The 17931-nt window shown below is 69.9% G+C and carries 14 protein-coding genes; 11 read left to right on the forward strand and 3 right to left on the reverse strand.

Features of this window, described 5'->3' with window-relative positions; translation table 11 throughout:
* Nucleotides 1-10 precede the first annotated feature (10 nt).
* A complete protein-coding gene (gene nhaA / locus QSK17_RS11925; protein WP_285704708.1) occupies nt 11-1171 on the reverse strand; it encodes a Na+/H+ antiporter NhaA in 1161 nt (386 codons plus the stop codon).
* A gap of 191 nt (nt 1172-1362) precedes the next feature.
* Entirely contained in the window at nt 1363-3339 is a 1977-nt protein-coding gene (acs, locus tag QSK17_RS11930) for an acetate--CoA ligase (RefSeq protein WP_285704709.1), read from the reverse strand.
* Between the two features lie 244 nt (nt 3340-3583).
* Between acs and QSK17_RS11935 the strand changes: the two genes are divergently transcribed.
* The 8 genes from QSK17_RS11935 (at nt 3584) to QSK17_RS11970 (ending at nt 11800) form a co-directional block, all read left to right on the forward strand.
* Entirely contained in the window at nt 3584-4360 is a 777-nt protein-coding gene (locus QSK17_RS11935) for a Fic family protein (protein WP_285704710.1), read from the forward strand.
* Between the two features lie 1116 nt (nt 4361-5476).
* A complete protein-coding gene (gene ssd / locus QSK17_RS11940; protein WP_285704711.1) occupies nt 5477-6517 on the forward strand; it encodes a septum site-determining protein Ssd in 1041 nt (346 codons plus the stop codon).
* An 86-nt stretch (nt 6518-6603) separates the two neighbouring features.
* Complete coding sequence (locus QSK17_RS11945) at nt 6604-7755, forward strand: TadA family conjugal transfer-associated ATPase (RefSeq protein WP_285704811.1); 1152 nt, start codon at nt 6604-6606, stop codon at nt 7753-7755.
* Nucleotides 7743-8453, forward strand: a complete 711-nt coding sequence (locus QSK17_RS11950; RefSeq protein WP_285704712.1) for a type II secretion system F family protein — start codon at nt 7743-7745, stop codon at nt 8451-8453. The genes QSK17_RS11945 and QSK17_RS11950 overlap by 13 nt, the downstream gene beginning before the upstream one ends.
* A 348-nt stretch (nt 8454-8801) precedes the next feature.
* Nucleotides 8802-9410 (forward strand): type II secretion system F family protein, encoded by a 609-nt coding sequence (locus QSK17_RS11955; RefSeq protein WP_285704713.1) that lies wholly within the window; start codon nt 8802-8804, stop codon nt 9408-9410.
* Nucleotides 9411-9963: 553 nt separating this feature from the next.
* Complete coding sequence (locus tag QSK17_RS36130) at nt 9964-10278, forward strand: DUF4244 domain-containing protein (protein ID WP_352231790.1); 315 nt, start codon at nt 9964-9966, stop codon at nt 10276-10278.
* Between the two features lie 455 nt (nt 10279-10733).
* Complete coding sequence (locus QSK17_RS11965; RefSeq protein ID WP_285704813.1) at nt 10734-11216, forward strand: TadE family type IV pilus minor pilin; 483 nt, start codon at nt 10734-10736, stop codon at nt 11214-11216.
* 194 nt (nt 11217-11410) lie between these two features.
* The gene (locus QSK17_RS11970; RefSeq protein ID WP_285704714.1) at nt 11411-11800 is read left to right on the forward strand and encodes an Rv3654c family TadE-like protein; all 390 of its coding nucleotides are present in this window, start codon (nt 11411-11413) and stop codon (nt 11798-11800) included.
* 24 nt (nt 11801-11824) lie between these two features.
* Here QSK17_RS11970 and QSK17_RS11975 read toward each other — a convergent pair whose 3' ends face one another.
* Entirely contained in the window at nt 11825-14095 is a 2271-nt protein-coding gene (locus QSK17_RS11975; protein ID WP_285704815.1) for a DEAD/DEAH box helicase, read from the reverse strand.
* A gap of 217 nt (nt 14096-14312) precedes the next feature.
* On the opposite strand from QSK17_RS11975, the gene QSK17_RS11980 reads away from it, so the two are divergent.
* The 3 genes from QSK17_RS11980 to QSK17_RS11990 all read left to right on the forward strand — a co-directional run bounded on the left by QSK17_RS11980 (nt 14313) and on the right by QSK17_RS11990 (nt 17865).
* Complete coding sequence (locus QSK17_RS11980) at nt 14313-14663, forward strand: STAS domain-containing protein (RefSeq protein ID WP_285704715.1); 351 nt, start codon at nt 14313-14315, stop codon at nt 14661-14663.
* A gap of 16 nt (nt 14664-14679) precedes the next feature.
* Entirely contained in the window at nt 14680-15108 is a 429-nt protein-coding gene (locus QSK17_RS11985) for an ATP-binding protein (protein ID WP_285704716.1), read from the forward strand.
* A 408-nt stretch (nt 15109-15516) separates the two neighbouring features.
* Nucleotides 15517-17865, forward strand: coding sequence for a sodium-translocating pyrophosphatase (locus QSK17_RS11990; protein WP_285704717.1), 2349 nt, complete (start codon nt 15517-15519; stop codon nt 17863-17865).
* Nucleotides 17866-17931 lie beyond the last annotated feature (66 nt).

Here is a 17931-nt window from a genome sequence, read left to right on the forward strand (position 1 = left end):
CTGCGAACCATCAAACATCATCCCGTGCCCGCTTGCGCACGCGGACGTGGAGCAGGATCGCGGCCAGTACCGACGCGGTGAAACTGGCGACCAGTACCGCCGTGGTGATCCGCTCCATGCCGGGGAAGGCCCGGTCGCCGATCAGCAAAGCGACGGTGAAGCCGACTCCCGCGAGTACGGCCACGGCCGCGAGGTCGCGCCAGTACAGGTCCTCACTGATCCTCGCGAACCCGAGTCGGACCGACAACCAGGCACCTCCGAACACACCGAGGAACTTGCCCACGACCAGCCCGATGATGACGCCGAGGGTGATCCTCTCGGTGAAGACCGCGCCGAGCGACTGGAGGTCGAGCCGGACCCCGGCGGCGAAGAAGGCGAACACAGGAACCGCGAAACCGGCCGAGATCGGCCGGATGAAGTGATCGGCGCGTTCCGCCGGCGAGCCTTCCTCGCCCTCGTCGCCGCGCACCCTGGTGAGCAGGCCGCACAGCACCCCGGCGACGGTGGCGTGCACCCCGCTCTCGTGCACCAGCACCCAGGCGGCCACGCCGAGCGCGATGAAGACCAGTGGGCTGCGCACCCGCTTCCACTGCAGGAATCCGTACAGCGCGAGGACGGCCGCGGCCGCGAGCAGCGGCGTGAGGTGCACCTGCTCGCTGTAGAAGAGGGCGATGACGGTGATCGCGCCGAGGTCGTCCACGACGGCGAGGGTGAGCAGGAACGCGCGCAGCGCGTCGGGCATCGCGGAGGCGGTCACGGCGAGGACGGCGAGGGCGAACGCGATGTCGGTCGCGGTCGGGATGGCCCATCCCTTGGCGGCGCCGTCCACGCCCCAGCTGACCGCCAGGTAGAGGATCGCCGGCACGATCATCCCGGCGATCGCCGCGACGATCGGCAGGATCGCGTCCCGGAGGTTGGAGAGCTCGCCGTGGACGAACTCCTCCTTCACCTCGAGACCGGCGACGAAGAAGAAGATCGCGAGCAGGCCGTCGGAGGCCCACTGGTAGAGCGTGAGGTTCAGGGGGCCGGGCACGGTGTTCCTGAGCGCCTGGTAGGAGTCCGACCACGCGGAGTTCGCCCAGATCAGGGCGGCCACCGTGGCGGCCAGCATGATCACGCCGCCGATCGTCTCCGTTCTGAGCGCCTCCGCCAGCTGACGGGCGTACCTCACCGTCGGCCGGACAGGCCAGATCTCGGCAGCGCGACGCAATGATCCCCCTTGGTGAGCCGGATCGTCGCGGGCGGATCCCCCGACGGCCGACCAGACTTCCCGGCACACCTCCCGCCAAGGCTACCTATGTCATGGCACGCGAAGAGGCGCGGGTGTCCGGCGGAAACACCCACGCCCCCGAGGAATCCGCGTCAGTCCTCGCTCTTCGCGCTCGGCAGCTTCTCGGAGATGAGGTTCATCACTGAGCTGTCGGTCAGCGTGGTGACGTCGCCGAGGGAACGGTTCTCCGCCACGTCACGGAGCAGGCGACGCATGATCTTGCCGGAGCGGGTCTTGGGCAGCTCGGGCACGATCAGGATCTGCCGTGGCTTGGCGATCGGGCCCAGCGTCTTGGCCACATGGGCACGCAGCTCGGTGGCGACGTCGTCGCTCTCCTCCGCGCTGCCGCGCAGGATGACGAACGACACGATCGCCTGGCCGGTCACCGGGTCGGTCGCGCCCACGACGGCCGCCTCGGCGACCTTCGGGTGGCTGACCAGGGCGCTCTCGACCTCAGTGGTCGAGATGTTGTGGCCGGAGACGAGCATGACGTCGTCGACGCGGCCGAGGAGCCACAGGTCGCCGTCGTCGTCGCGCTTGGCGCCGTCACCGGCGAAGTACAGCCCCTCGAAGCGCGACCAGTACGTGTCGATGTAGCGCTGGTCGTCTCCCCAGATCGTGCGGAGCATCGACGGCCACGGCTCGCGGACCACGAGGAAACCGCCGCCGCCGTTCGAGACCGAGTTCGCCTGGTCGTCGACGACGTCGGCCACGACGCCGGGCAGGGGCCGCATGGCCGCGCCGGGCTTGCCCGAGGTCACGCCGGGCAGCGGGCTGATCATGATGGCTCCCGTCTCGGTCTGCCACCATGTGTCCACGACCGGGCAGCGGTCGCCGCCGATGTGGTGGCGGTACCAGACGTACGCCTCCGGGTTGATCGGCTCGCCGACGGAGCCGAGGACGCGCAGCGACGACATGTCGAACTTGGCGGGGATGTCGTCGCCCCACTTCATGAACGTGCGGATCGCCGTCGGAGCGGTGTAGAGGATCGTCACGCCGTACTTCTGGACGACCTCCCAGTACCGGCCCTTGTGCGGGGTGTCCGGGGTGCCCTCGTAGAGGACGCTGGTCGCGCCGTTGGCGAGCGGGCCGTACACGATGTAGGAGTGCCCGGTGACCCAGCCGATGTCGGCGGTGCACCAGTAGACGTCGGTCTCCGGCTTGAGGTCGAAGACGGCGTGGTGCGTCCAGGACGTCTGGGTGAGGTAGCCGCCGGTGGTGTGCAGGATGCCCTTGGGATTACCGGTGGTGCCGCTGGTGTACAGGATGAACAGCGGGTCCTCGGCGTCGTGCGGCACGGCCGTGTGCTCGTCGGACTGCCGCTCCACAAGGTCGTGCCACCACACGTCCTTGTCGGTCGTGGCCACCTCCTGGCCGGTCCTGCGGACCACGACGACGTGCTCCACCCCGGGACACTCGCGGACCGCCTCGTCCACCGTGGGCTTGAGCGCGCTCGGCGCGCCGCGCCGGTAGCCGCCGTCGGCGGTGATGACGACCTTCGCGTCCGCGTCGTCGATGCGGCTCTTCAGCGCGCTCGAGGAGAAGCCGCCGAAGACCACCGAGTGGACGGCGCCGATGCGCGCGCAGGCGAGCAGCGAGATCGGCAGTTCGGGGATCATCGGCATGTAGATCGCGACCCGGTCGCCCTTGCGCACGCCCAGTTCCTCAAGCGCGTTCGCCGCCTTGGAGACCTCCCGCTGGAGGTCGGCGTATGTGATGGTGCGGTTGTCGCCCTCGGGCTCGCCCTCCCAGTAGTAGGCGACCTTGTCGCCGTGGCCCGCCTCGACGTGGCGGTCCACGCAGTTGTACGCCACGTTGAGCTTGCCGCCCACGAACCACTTGGCGAAGGGAGGGTTCCACTCGAGGGTGGTGTTCCACCGCTCAGCCCAGGTCAGCCGCTCGGCGGCGCGCTCCCAGAAGCCCAGCCGGTCCTCCGCCGCCTCGTCGTATGCGGCCGCGGTGACGTTCGCGGCCGCCGCCAGGTCGGCCGGTGGTGCGAACCGGCGGTTCTCGCTCAGCAGGTTCGACAGCGTCTCCTGGGTCCCGTGACCAGGGGTTTCGGAGGTCACAACGTGCTCCTTCGCATGGCGTTCATGATTGTCGCGTCCCACTTCACCAGTCCGGAAGCGCCCAGGACAAGAGGTCTAGACAGGTCTGCACCGATGGGGCGCCGGCTCGCTGAAGAGGGCTATTCACCTGATAAATGGATACCTGATGAAACACAGTGGAATGGGATAGAGGGTGCCGGTTTCTGCGTTCAACGGCGGGACCTCCTCGCTGAATGACGCTTACTCGCCGGTATGGTCGGTTCCCGTGAGCGACCCACTGGCAGTCATCGCCGAACTCCCCGGAGTGCCGCAGGCCGTACAGGAGGCACGCGAAGCCGTGGACAGGCTTTACGGGCACCGCGTGCTCCGGCGGCGGAGCCCGGAGGTCTCGGCGGAGTCCGCCCTGCGCGGCGCGCGGGCGTCGGCCGCGCTCGAAGGGGCCGACGTGCCGCTGGAGTCGCTGCGGGCGGGAGAGGCCACCGACCCCACGGTCCAGGGCGCGCTCCGTGTCTCCGCCGAGCTGGGACGGCTCGGCAAGACCTGGCGTACGGCGCCCCGCCAGGTGCTGGCGAGGCTGCACACCCTGGCGGCGGCCGGCCTGACCGTCGAGCCGGGACGCCCGAGAACCGAACCCACGTCCACCGACCCGCTCGGCCTCGGCCCCGCTCCAGGCCCGGACGAGACCGCGGCGCGGATGGCGGCCCTGACGGATCTCGTGATGGGAGGAACCGCCGCGCCCGCGCTCGTCCTCGCCGCGATCGTGCACGCGGAACTGGTGGTGCTGCGGCCGTTCGGAGTCGTCGACGGCGTCGTGGCCCGCGCCGCCGAGCGGCTCACCCTGGTCGAGCACGGGCTGGATCCCAAGTCGCTCGCGGTCGTCGAGGTGGGCCACGTCGATCTCGGGGACGCGTACGCGGAGGCGCTGCGGGCGTATCTGAAGGGCACCGCCGAGGGGGTGGGCGCCTGGGTGCGGCACTGTGCGTCGGCCGTGGTGCTCGGGGCAAGGGAGACGACCGCCATCTGTGAGGCACTGTCTCGCTGACCCGGCTCGCGGATCGCTCTCCCGGGTCTCCCGGGTCTCGCAGAGCTCCCGGGTCTCCTGGGACAGGGGCGGGCAGCGACCGGTGGTTCTCTGCCGGAGGGTGGAAGCCCGTGGGCGGCTGTCGGATCATGGTCGGTCGTCAGAGATCCCGGGTGGTCAGAGGGCCCGGGTGGTCAGAGATCCCGGGTAGTCAGAGGGCCGCTGGTCATCAGAGGGCCGGTGGTCGGAGGGCCGCCGGTGGAGGAAGGCCGCTGGTTACAGAAGGCCGAAACAACAGCAGACGGCGTCCCTGGACTGGGACGCCGCCGCCAATACGTCGCACCGGGTTACCAAGCGTGCACCTTCTATTTGTCGGATCGGGACAAGCCCGTCTCGACACGCCTCCCGCGGCTGGTCGCGCGTGGGTACCCGGCGGCCGTACCCGGGCACAGGGCCCGTTGACACCTTTCTACGTCGGATTTCCGCACTTGGGAAGCCCTCAGGCCAAGACCTTTACTGGCGATCGTGGAGAAGTCCGAAACGATGTACGGAAGGTCTCTTGTACCTGGGGATACTGGATCGTTACATACGCTCTCGATCACATTGGGTGATCGTTTTAGGTCGCGAATTGACAACGGCTGTCGATGCTCGGCGGCCGTCACTGCAAGGAAACCCGCCCAATCGGGAGATTGCCGCTCGACGCGGCCGCCGCGATCGGGCAGCATACGGTGGGGACTCCCATTACGGAGAGTTGAGGTGTGCTTGGCCGAAGACTTGGCGACTCCCTTGCCAGGCCATGGGCAACTGTTGAAAGCTTTCTTCGGAAAACGGATCCGGCTCTACCCCCCCAGTGCCGGACCGGTAGGCGACCCCCGCTCTCCCCCCCGGCGGGGGTCGCCCCTTTCGGTGCCGCTGCCTCCCGCTGGGGCCGCTCCTTCGGTGCCGATTTCCCCGACGCGTTCCCCTCTTCTGCGCCGGTGTCTCCCGCTGGGAGCCGCTCCTTGCGATGCCGCTGCTTCCCGAGTTCGGCGCGCGGGTTTTCCACAGGCGGACGGTCATCCCCAGAGCGGCGTTCGGTAAGCCTCGCGGAACCGCCGGGCTCGCAAGGTGGTCTTCCTGCCAGGAGGGGAGAGACCGATGCACCGGCCCTTGGCCATCACCGACGACCAGGAACTCCTCGACGACCTCCTCCGCATCGCCGCGGCGGCCGGGGTCGAGCTCGATGTCGCGCACGCCGCGGCGCATGCCCGGCCGTACTGGAGCGGCGCTCCGCTGGTCATCGTCGGCGGTGACCTGGCGGACGCCCTCGCCGCCACCGGCCCGCCACCGCGGCAGAATGTGCTGCTCGTGACGCGCGACGCGGACGATCCCTCGATGTGGCGGCGGTGCGTCTCAGTCGGGGCCCGCGCGGTGGTGGAGCTGCCGCAGGCCGAGCGCCTCCTGGTCGATGAGCTGGGCGAAGCCGCCGAGCCGGTGACCAGGGCGGGCACGGTCGTCTGCGTCTCCGGCGGTGGAGGCGGCACAGGCGCGACCGTCCTGGCCGCCTCCCTCGCCCTCACCGCTTCCCGGCGCGGGCTGCGTACATTGCTGGTCGACGCCGATCCTCTCGGCGGTGGCATCGACGTCGTCTTGGGCCAGGAGGAGGCCACCGGAGCCCGCTGGCCGGATATCGCCGGCAGGGAGGGACGGGTGAGCTTCGCCGCGCTCCAGGAGGCGCTGCCCACGTTCGGCGAGTTGACCGTGCTGTCCTGGCATCGCGGCGAGCCGGCGGCCATTCCGAGTCAGGCCATGCGGGCCGTGCTGGACGCCGCCCGTCGTGGCTGCGACCTCGTCGTCGCCGATCTGCCGCGCTACCTGAGCGACGGCGAGACGGAGGCGCTGTCCCGGGCCGCCGCCACGCTGGTCGTCGTCCGATCCGACGTCCGGGGGGTGCTCGCCGCAGGGCAGGTCCTGGCACAGCTCCGCCGACACACCGCCGATCTCCGGCTCGTGCTGCGTCCCGGCGCTCTCGCCCCCGATGTCGTCACGACATCGCTCGGCGCACCGGGCGCCGGGGTGCTGCCGGAGCAACGGGGCCTCGCCGAGGCCCTCGATCGCGGCGCGCCGCCTCCACTCGGCCGCACACCCCTGGGCCGGTTCTGCTCGGACCTGCTCGAAACCCTGACGGAGGCCGCGTGAACACGCGTGCCGGCCAGAGCGATTCGTACGGCACAGCACAGGCCATGGCTACGCGGCGGTCGAACGACCCGCAGCCGCCCGATCCCATGGTCTCCCCGGACCTGGTCGAGGCCGTCCGTGTACGGCTCGCCCGCTCGGGGCTGGAGCCGACGGCGGCCCGGGTGGCGAGCGCGCTCCGCGCCGAGCGGGCGGTGCTCGGGGACGCCGAGGTGCTGGCCATCGCGCGCACCCTGCGCGCCGATCTCATCGGTGCGGGGCCGCTCGAAGGGCTCCTCGCCGAGCCTGATGTCACGGATGTGCTGGTCAACGGCGCGCGAGAAGTGTGGATCGACGACGGCCGCGGCCTCAGGCGCGCCTCCGTCACCTTCTCCGGAGACGAGGAGGTCCGCCGCCTGGCCCAGCGGCTCGCCGCCGCGGCCGGTCGGCGTCTGGACGACGCCAGCCCGTACGTGGACGCGCGGCTGGCGGGAGGTGTCCGGCTGCACGCCGTGCTGCCACCGATCGCACCGGAGGGCACCTGCATGTCGCTCCGACTCCCGTCCCGCCGCACGTTCACGCTCGAGGAGCTGGTCCCCGGCGTCGGAGCGGCGGCCCTGCGGGCGATCCTGGCTGCCCGGCTGGCCTTCCTCGTCACGGGAGGCACCGGCACGGGAAAGACCACCATGCTGGCGGCCCTGCTGTCCCTGGCGGACCCGGGTGAAAGGTTGCTGCTCGTCGAGGATTCCGCCGAACTGCGGCCCCGGCACCCCCATGTCGTCCGCCTGGAGACACGGCCGCCCAACCTCGAGGGCGCGGGTGGCGTGACACTCCGCGACCTCGTACGGCAGGCGCTGCGGATGCGGCCGGACCGCGTTGTGGTGGGCGAGGTCCGAGGTTCCGAGGTCATCGACCTGCTCGCCGCTCTCAACACGGGGCACGACGGTGGCTGCGGGACGCTGCACGCCAACAACGCGGCCGACGTGCCCGCGCGGTTGGAGGCCCTCGCCTGCGCGGCCGGGCTCTCCAGGGAGGCGGTGCACAGCCAGCTCGCGGCCGCGCTCGACGTGGTCGTCCATCTCGTCCGCGATCCCGGGGGAGGGCGGCGCAGGGTGGCTGAGATCTGCCTCCTGGAACGCGGCTCCTCCGGTCTGGTGACCGCCGTTCCGGCCCTGACCTTCGGCCCCGACGGCGACGTGACCTCCGGTCCCGCAGCCGCTGTGCTCGCGGCCCGATGCCCGGAGGTCCCGTGGTCGCCATAGCCGTAGTGGCCGCCGCGCTCGCGGCGTGGGTTTGGGCCGGCCCAGGAGCCGCCACGGCACGCGTGGTCGGACTCACCGGCACCCGGAGACGCACGCCGCGACGCCGCATGACCGCACTGCTCGATCGCCCCCGCCCGGAACGCCAGGCCGCGGCATGGCGTGCGCTCTCCATCGAGGTCTGCCAGGGCGTGGTGGCCGAGCTCGCCGCCGGTTGTACGCCGGGTGACGCGCTGTCGCGTGCCGTCTCCGCGGTCACCCCGCCAGATGCGGAGGTGCTCCGACCGGTCGCCGCCGTGGCCAGGGACGGGGGTGACGTCGCCGCCGCCCTGCTCCGTGCCGCCCCACCTCGGGGTGGAGACGGGCTCACACGTCTCGCAGTCTGCTGGCGGGTGAGCATGGCCGCGGGCGGCGGCCTGGCCGCGCTTGTCGAGCGTCTGGGCGGCTCGCTGCGCGAGGCGGAGGCGCACAGGCAGGAGCTCACCGCCCAGCTCGCCGGCCCTCGGGCTACGGCGCGTCTGCTCGCGGTCCTGCCCGCGCTCGGCCTGCTGATGGCCGCCGGACTCGGCATGAGCCCGCTGTCGTTCCTGTTCGGCGAACCCGCCGGGATCGCATGCCTGATCATGGGTCTTCTCTTGGACGGCGTGGGCGTCTGGTGGACGAACCGCCTCGTCATCCGCGCCGCGCAGTCCGCGTCATGAGGACGACACAGTCCGCGTCATGAGGACGACGACGGGAAGGGAGGCCGGCCCATGATGGCGATGATCGCTGTCGTCCTTGCCGTGGGGGCCGTGGTGGCCTGGCCCGCTCGTGTCTCCCCGTCTGATCGGCTGCGCGCGGTTTCCGGTTTCGGCCCACCCGGAAAGTCGCGGCGTGGAGTCGAACGGGCTGCTGGGCCGGGCTCGCTCCGAGGTCCTGGGGCAGGGTCTGGGCCGAGCGCCGGTTGGGGGGCTGTTCAGGGAGACGACGACGGAACCATCGCCGATGTGGAGGGGCCCGCGGGCGCACGCGCTCTCAGGGGGCGCGGGCGAGCGGGCGCTGGAGAGGAAGTGCCGGCGATTCGGCTCCAGGGCCTCGCCGTCGCCGCTCCAGCGGGGGTCCTCGCCTTCCTCGTGTTGGGTGGGGTCCTGGGTGCTGTCGCGGGTGTACTGGTCGTCGCCGGCATCTGGGTGGTCGTTCAGCGGCGGGAACCCGCCGAGATTCGGCGCCGTCGCGAGCGCGTGACGGCGGATCTTCCGTTCGCCGTGGATCTCATGGTCGCCTGTCTGCGTGCTGGACAGCCGGTGAGCGGAGCGGTCGACATGGTGGCGGAAGCCATCGGCGGTCCGTTGGGGGAGCGGCTCTCCTGGGTGGGAGGCCAGATACGGCTGGGGGCGGATCCAGAGTCGGCATGGGGTGCCCTCGCGCAGGATCCGCCGCTGACCTCGCTCGCTCGGGCCATGATCAGAGCGACCCGACGCGGAGCGCCGGTCGCCGAGGTGCTCACCAGGCTGGCTGATGACGCTCGCCAGGCCGCTCGCGCGTCCTCATCGGCGGCTGCGCGGAAGGCCGGGGTTCAGGCCGTGGCCCCGCTTGGATTGTGCTTTCTGCCTGCATTCGTCTTTCTTGGGATCATTCCCGTGGTCGCAGGGCTTGCCGGGCAGGTCCTCCTGCCGTGACCTCGCGGCCTACTCTCCCTCCATGCGTGGCCGGGGGCGGATAGTCCTCTCCGACCGTTTTTACGGTTTTTCTCCAACGGTCGTTCTCTTCCTCTGGCCGTTTCCTCCGTTGGCAGGCCTGCTCCTCCTCTGCCTGTTCCTCTGCCTCCTCCTCTGCCTCCTCCTCTGGCAGGGACCTTTCGCGGCCGTTCTTCGTCTCTGGGTCTTCGCTCCCGTCCCCGGCTGGACCTCCTCTGGTCACTCGGCGAGAGCGTGGGCGACGACGCCTGGCCTGGTAACGGGTTGGACGGTGCTCTCACGGTGCTCTCGGTGATTCGGGGCTGTGGACAACTCTCTCCACGCCTGTGGATAACCAGGGGTCTCTTGGGGCGAGATCACAGGCGACAGATACCGGTGTAGGTGCCGCTCATCCACAGTGAATCGGATATCCACAACAGGCCGCGAGACGGATTCTTATCCCCAGAATCGGATTCGGGACCGGGGAGCGGAAGCTCGATCGCAGAACCTGGGTGCATCCACGGAAGGGCCGTGGGTGATCCGATCAGGGGGATCGATGCGCAAATGGATCGGCAAACTCGGCAAAGCCGCCGGGCTGACGCGACAGGCGTTCTCGGCATTTCTGCGAGCAGGCGCACGTCTCTGGCGCGAGACGTCCGGTGGACTGCGGTCCCGTGCCCGCTCCGCAGCCGTCCAGTGGACATTGATCGCCCGCACGAGGGCCGAAGCGGGAATGTCGACCGCTGAATACGCAGTGGGCACGATCGCCGCATGCGCGTTCGCCGGCCTGCTCTTCAAGATTGTCACCAGTGGTGAGGTCAGAGGAATGATGACAGCCCTGATCCAGAAGGCTCTCAAGCTGGCCGGGTGACGCCGCGAGGACGGCCGTCCAGAACCGCAGGATCGGAAGCGCGAGCGGCGCCCTCCGGGCGTCCCGAAGAACCCCGAACGGCCTTCCGAGGGGAACCCGAACAGCCTGAGCGAATCCGGGAGGAGCCCTCTCGGAAACTCCTGAAAGGGCGTCGTGGGGGAAGCCGGGAAAGCGTCGTGAGGGAAGTCGTGAGGGACGTGGTGAGGGAAGTTGTGAGGCGCATGGGAGAGGGCGTCGCGAGAAAACCGAACGGCGTCGTGAGGAACCTTGAAGCGCAATGAGGAGGCATCGTGGGACAGCCAAGCGCCGATTCGGCCAAGCGTGGTGTTGGCGCGACGTTCGAAGATGTTCACCAGGGGCGCTGGAAAGCCGTGCCGGGCGTGGGGCCTGTCCTTGGCGTGGTGGCTGCCCCCGGCGTGGTGGCTGTCTCTGGCGTGACGGCTACCTCTGGCCTGATGGCCGCCCCTGGCTTGGTGAAGGTTCGTAGCACACGACCTAAGCGCTCTTCTCCAGATCTGCCGCTGCCCTGGGATTCGCGGCCTCAGCGGCCGCGGCGGAGTGATCGAGGTTCAGTCACTGCCGAGGCGGCCGTGGGGTTGCCGGCGTTGGTCGCGGTCCTTGGCGCCGCTCTGTGGGCCGTGGCTCTCGTCGGTGCTCAACTGGCGTGTGTGGACGCGGCGAGGGCGGGAGCCAGGGCCGCGGCTCGAGGCGAGCCCGCCGAGGAGGTGCGCGCGGCGGCGGCACTTTCGGCACCCCGAGGTGCGGGAATCACGGTCTCGATCGCGGGCGAGATGGCCCGCGTGACGATCTCCGTGGAGGTCCGGCCGAACTGGGGGCCGATGCTTCCGCCCGTCCACGTTGAGGCATCCGCCAGCGCTGCCACCGAGCCTGGCGTGATCGACCTTTCCGGTCGGAGCCCTGAGGACGGTGTGCCGTGATTCGCCGACGCGGACTTAGGGATGGTGGGGTGGGCGACCTGATGGCCGGACTGATGGGTAGGCCGGCGGCCGGACCCACGGGCGAGCCGGTGGCTGGACTGACAGGCGGACCTGGGGGTGGGGCGGGCGGCGTGACGGCCGGACTGATGGGTAGGCCGGCGGGCGGACTGACGGCTGGGCCGACGCACGGCGCGATGACGGGGTCGACGGGTGGTGGGAAATCGCGAGAATCGCGGGAGAGGGGGTCCGCCACGATCTGGATGGTCACGCTCATGGCCGTGGTGTGGATCGTCGCGCTGGTCATACTCCAGATCGGAGCGGCGAGAGTGGCGCGCCATCGGGCGCAGAGCGCGGCTGATCTCAGCGCCCTGGCAGCGGCGGCGCGTGCCTTCTCCGCGCCCACAGGGGCCTGTGGGCGTGCTGGTGCCGTGGCGGCGGCCAACGGCGCGCGCATGGACTCCTGCGCCCTCTCTGACGGCATCGTGGCCGTCTCCGTGTCCGTTCCGGTGCCGCGTGTCCTGCCCTTCGCGGGCATCGGTACGGCGACCGCTCTCGCCCGCGCTGGACCCGTCACGACACCCTGACCGCCGGAGGCGATCGGGCGGGTGTCACGTACCGAGGAGGATGCCGAGCAGGCGGAGAGCTCCGGCCTTGTCGAGGGGCTCGTTGCCGTTGCCGCACTTGGGGGACTGGATGCACGACGGGCAGCCCTGCTCGCATTCACAGGCGGCGATGGCCTCCCGGGTCGCGGAGAGCCAGTCCGTGGCACGGGCGAAGCCCCGTTCGGCGAAGCCCGCCCCGCCGTCGTGGCCGTCGTAGACGAAGACCGTGAGCAGACCCGTGTCCTGGTGAAGCCGGGTGGAGACGCCGCCGATGTCCCATCGATCGCATGTGGCGAACAGGGGGAGCAGGCCGATGGAAGCGTGTTCGGCGGCATGAGCCGCACCGCCGAGGTCCACCGGCTTGCCGTCGGTGTCCGCCATCAGCGGCGCGAGCGCGGAGTCGGGCAGGGTCCACCAGACCGCCCGGGTGTGCAGTGTCCGGGGTGGCAGGTCCAGCGGTTCCTCGCCGAGGGACTCGCCGGTCTGGGTCCGCCGCTTGATGTACGAGACGACCTGCTGGGTCACCTCCACGGAGCCGAAATGCAGTTCGCCCGGGCCGAAAGGGCGCATCCGGATCGACTCGGCCACCCGGATGTCCGTGATGTCCCGCGCGTACGTGGAGTAGTCGGGTTCGGCCGCCGTGACCAGGGCGACATCGGAGTCGAGATCGAGCAGGTCCACGACGAAGGTCTCGCCCTGGTGGAGGTAGACCGCTCCCGGATGGACGGACATGTGGGCGGACGGCTCGTCCACAGTGCCGAGGAGCCGCCCGGTGTCGGTTTCCACGACCTGGATCGGGGCGCCTCCAGAGCCGCGGATGTCGGCCAGGTCGCAGGCGCGTTCCCGGCTGGTCCAGAACCAGCCCGTGGCGCGCTTGCGCAGCATCCCGCGGTCCACGAGATCGTCGAGGACGTCTGCCGCGGCCGGCCCGAAGACCTCCAGGTCCGATTCCGTCAGCGGGATCTCCGCGGCGGCCGCGCAGAGGTGGGGCGCCAGCACGTACGGATTGTCCGGATCGAGCACGATCGCCTCCACCGGCCGGCCGAACAGCGCCTCCGGGTGGTGGACGAGGTAGGTGTCCAGCGGATCGTCCCGGGCCACGAGCACGGCGAGGGCGTCCTGACCTGCCCGCCCGGCCCGCCCGGCCTGCTGCCAGAGCGAGGCCCGGGTGCCCGGCCAGCCCGCGATGAGGACGGCGTCCAGCCCGGACACATCGACGCCGAGCTCCAGGGCGTTGGTGGTGGCCAGGCCCATCAGCGAGCCGGACCGCAGCGCCTTCTCCAGCGCCCGCCTGTCCTCGGACAGGAAACCCGCCCGGTAGGCCGCCACCTGGGCCGGCAGGTCGGGGGAGACCTCCTCCAGGTTCCTCCGCGCGGCGAGCGCGACGGTCTCGGCGGCGCGACGGGACCGGACGAAGGCCAGCGTTCGCACTCCTTCGACGATGAGGTCGGAGAGCAGGTCGGCTGTCTCTACGGTGGCGGTGCGCCGGATCGGCGCGCCGTTCTCGCCCCGCAGGTCCGTCAGGGGCGGCTCCCAGAGCGCGAAGGTGGCGGGACCCCGGGGAGAGGCGTCCACGGTCACCTCGGCCATTTCAAGGCCCGTCAGGCGGCTTGCCGCCAGGGCGGGCTCGCTCGCGGTGGCCGACGCCAGCAGGAAGGTGGGGCGGGAGCCGTACTTCCCGCAGATCCGGCGCAGGCGGCGCAGGATCTGGGCGACGTGCGAGCCGAAGACGCCGCGGTAACCGTGGCATTCGTCGACGATCACCAGGCGCAGCCGCCGCCAGAAGGAGGACCACCGGGCATGTCCCGGGAGCATCGACCGGTGCAGCATGTCCGGGTTCGTCAGGACGTAGTTGGCGTGCTGCCGCACCCAGGGACGTTCCTCCGCGGGAGTGTCGCCGTCGAAGGTGGCCGCTCTGACCTGGGCCAGCCGCAGCGCCCTCACCGCCCGGAGTTGGTCTGCGGCGAGCGCCTTCGTGGGGGTCAGGTAAAGCACCGTGCCACCAGCCAGGACGTCGGTCACGGCCGGGAGCAGGTACGCCAGGGACTTTCCCGAGGCGGTGCCAGTGGCAATGATCACGTTTTGGCCACGTCGGACGTGATCGGCGGTCTCAAGCTGGTGTTGCCAAAGGCCCGATATGCCCTGGTTCTCCAATCGGCTCACCAACACCTCCGGGGCCCACTCCGGCCACCGGGCCTGGCCCGCCTGACGTGCTGGAACGTGCTCGACATGGGTGACCCGCCCGCTGCGCGACGGCGCCGAGAGCAGTCGCGCCAGGAGAGGGCCTGTCCGACATGAAGGTGAGGTAGACGAAGTCACTGGTTTCCACTATGGCATCTGTGGGGAGAGTCGCTCGGAGTCGGGATTTCGTATAGACACGGAGTCATAGCGTGGTTGAATGCCGCGCGTCGGGGTCGTTCTTCTGGGGCTTACCGAGCTTCCAGGATGCACGACCCCAATCGAGGACCTACGCATGCAAGGCGCTGGAGGATCTGTGGATCTGAAGTTGGACCACCATTCCGAGGACAACCTCACCATCGTCGATGTAGAAGGTGAGATCGACGTCTACACCGCGCCCAGACTGCGTGAGCTGCTCATCGACCTGGTCAACAAGGGCAACTTCCGCCTCCTTGTCAACATGGAGAAGGTGGACTTCCTGGACTCGACCGGTCTCGGCGTGCTGGTCGGCGGTCTCAAGCGGGTGCGGGCGCACGACGGCTCACTGGAGCTCGTCTGCACGCAGGAGCGCATCCTGAAGATCTTCCGGATCACCGGTCTCACCAAGGTCTTCGGGATCTACGCCTCGGTGGACGAGGCCAAGGAAGCCCACGGCCGAGACAAGTGACGGCCGAGGAGCCAGCATGGCCACCGTCGAGCTGACGTTCAGCGCTCTCCCGGCCCATGTGCGTACGGCACGGCTGGTCGCCACGGCCATCGCCCGGCGTACCGGCGTGTCGGAGGCGCTGCTGGACGAGGTGCGGCTCGCCGTCGGAGAGGCGTGCTCGCGGGCAGTGGAGGCGCATCGCGTCCATTGCCCGGGAGAGCCGATCGTCCTCGAGCTGCGCGACGACTCGGGACGCTTCGAGGTCACCGTCACCGATGCCGCTCCCAGCGACGACCTCCAGCAACCCGTGATCCCCACGGACGGCGCTCTCGTTCCTGAGATGCCCGGCCTCGGGATAGCGGTCATCGTGGGCCTGGCCGACGACGTCGAGGTGTCTTCCGGTGCCAAGGGCATGCGCATCCGCATGAGCTGGCCCGCGTCGCCCAACGGCGTAGCCGCGGTCTGATCGGGATCGAGTGCCTCCCTGCAGGGGGCGGCGCTCGATCCTTTTTTGTGTTGCTCGGCATCCCCGATATTCGGATGGCCGAAACCTGATATTCGCGCCCGTCGTAATTTGGACGGCATCAGGTCAAAAAAGTGACGTGGCCAGGCAAAGATCGTGTTATCGCCGTACGCCATCGTGATTAGCGGCCGAAAGGGCCTTCATATCCGCCGTCCCGCTGCGTAGACTCCCCGCACCGGCCAAGGTATTGCGGATGCAACCGGAAGCGGCATTGCCAACCACCCGGAAGGCGCCGCTCGGCCCGCCGAAACATTGACAGCAGCGCCGTCCGGGACATACGAGTCGGCGTGGATAGCAGTCATTTTTCGTTGTTCGCGCGGACTCCAGAACCCGTCTGGCCGAGGAGGACGGATGTCTGCCTATTTCGCCGCTGACGAAGACGCAGCGGTATCCCTGAGCGGTTCCCATCTCACACTCGTCGTCGTGGTCGCCGCGGTGGCCCTGATCGCTCTCGCCGTAGCGGGCGGTCTCGTCCGCGAAGTGCTCTCCGCGGGGCAAGGCACCGAGCGAATGCAGAACATCGCGAGAGCCGTGCAGCAAGGTGCCGCCGCGTACCTCACGCGGCAGTTCCGGACACTTGCCATCTTCGTCGTCATCATTCCCTTCCTGTTGTTCCTGTTGCCCTCCGACTCGACCAGCGTGGCCGTGGGGCGTTCCGTCTTCTTCGTGGTGGGCGCGGTGTTCTCCGCGCTGACCGGCTTCACGGGCATGTGGCTCGCCGTCCGCGGCAACGTCCGCGTCGCGGCCGCCGCCAGAGGCGCGCAGGCGGGAGGGGAGGGCATCACGCCGGGCGAGAAGGCCGCGATGCGCATCGCCTTCCGCACCGGCGGCGTGGCGGGCATGTTCACCGTCGGCCTCGGCCTGTTCGGTGCGGCGATCGTCGTGCTCATCTACAAGGGCGATGCCCCGAGCGTGCTGGAGGGCTTCGGCTTCGGAGCCGCGCTGCTCGCCATGTTCATGCGGGTCGGCGGCGGCATCTTCACCAAGGCCGCCGACGTCGGCGCGGACCTGGTCGGCAAGGTCGAGCAGGGCATCCCCGAGGACGACCCACGCAACGCGGCCACCATCGCCGACAACGTGGGCGACAACGTGGGCGACTGCGCCGGCATGGCGGCCGACCTGTTCGAGTCGTACGCGGTCATGCTGGTCGCCAGCCTGATCCTGGGCAAGGCCGCCTTCGGCACCGAGGGCCTGGTGTTCCCGCTGATCGTCCCGATGATCGGTGTCATCACGGCGATCATCGGCATCTTCACCACCGCTCCGCGCAGCGGCGACCGCAACGGGATGGCCGCGATCAACCGCGGCTTCTTCATCTCCGCCGCCATCTCCGCGGTGCTGGTGGCCGGCGCGGCGTTCGTCTACCTGCCCGCCAGCTTCGGCGAGCTGTCCGGGGTGAGCAAGGAGATCGCCGGGCTCGGCTCCGACCCGCGCCTGATCGCCATCGGTGCCGTGCTCATCGGTCTGGTGCTCGCCAGCGCGATCCAGATCCTCACCGGCTACTTCACCGAGACCAACCGCCGACCCGTGAAGGAGATCACCGAGAGCTCGCGGACCGGCGCGGCGACCGTCATCCTGTCCGGCATCTCGGTCGGTCTCGAGTCCGCCGTGTACTCGGCGCTGCTCATCGGTGGTGCGGTCTACGGTGCGTTCCTGCTCGGCTTCGGCAACGTGACTGTGGCGCTGTTCGCCGTCGCGCTGGCCGGCACCGGCCTGCTGACCACGGTCGGCGTGATCGTGTCCATGGACACGTTCGGCCCGGTGTCGGACAACGCCCAGGGCATCGCGGAGATGTCCGGCGACGTCGAGGGTGAGGGCGCCCGCGTGCTCACCTCTCTCGACGCGGTCGGCAACACCACCAAGGCCATCACCAAGGGCATCGCCATCGCGACGGCCGTACTGGCCGCCACGGCCCTGTTCGGATCCTTCCGTACGGCGGTCGAGGAACAGCTCGCCAAGGCCAGCCAGGGCGTCAAGGAAGCGCTGGGCTCGTTCGCGAACTTCAGCCTCTCGGTGGACTCGCCGAACGTGCTGGTCGGTCTGATCATCGGTGCCGCGGTGGTGTTCCTGTTCTCCGGCCTGGCGATCATGGCGGTCGGCCGGGCCGCCGGGCGCGTCGTCTTCGAGGTGCGCGAGCAGTTCCGCACCAAGCCCGGGATCATGGACGGGAGCGAGCAGCCGGACTACGGCCGCGTGGTGGACATCTGCACCCGTGACTCGCTGCGCGAGCTGGCCACGCCCGGCCTGCTCGCCGTGATGACGCCCATCGCCGTCGGTTTCGCCTTCGGGTACGCGCCGCTCGGCGCCTACCTCGCGGGTGCGATCGCGGCCGGCACGCTGATGGCCGTGTTCCTGGCGAACTCCGGTGGCGCCTGGGACAACGCCAAGAAGCTGGTCGAGGACGGCCACCACGGAGGCAAGGGGTCGGAGGCTCACGCGGCGACCGTCATCGGCGACACCGTCGGCGACCCGTTCAAGGACACCGCCGGTCCCGCGATCAACCCACTGATCAAGGTGATGAACCTCGTGGCGCTGCTGATCGCCCCGGCGGTCGTGGCCTACGCCGACAACGCCGTGCTGCGCGTCGGCGTGACGGCCGTCGCGCTCACGGTTGTCGTGGCCGCGATCGTCGTGTCGAAGCGCCGCTCGGGCGGCATCGCCTCGAACCACGAGGAGCGTACGCCGGAGACCGTGGCGAGCTGACGTCTGTTCGCCGGAGGGCCTCCCGCGGGTGCGGGGGGCCCTCATGCGTTGCGGACGCATCTAGAC

Source organism: Microtetraspora sp. NBRC 16547 (genome assembly GCF_030268965.1).
GTDB lineage: Bacteria > Actinomycetota > Actinomycetes > Streptosporangiales > Streptosporangiaceae > Microtetraspora.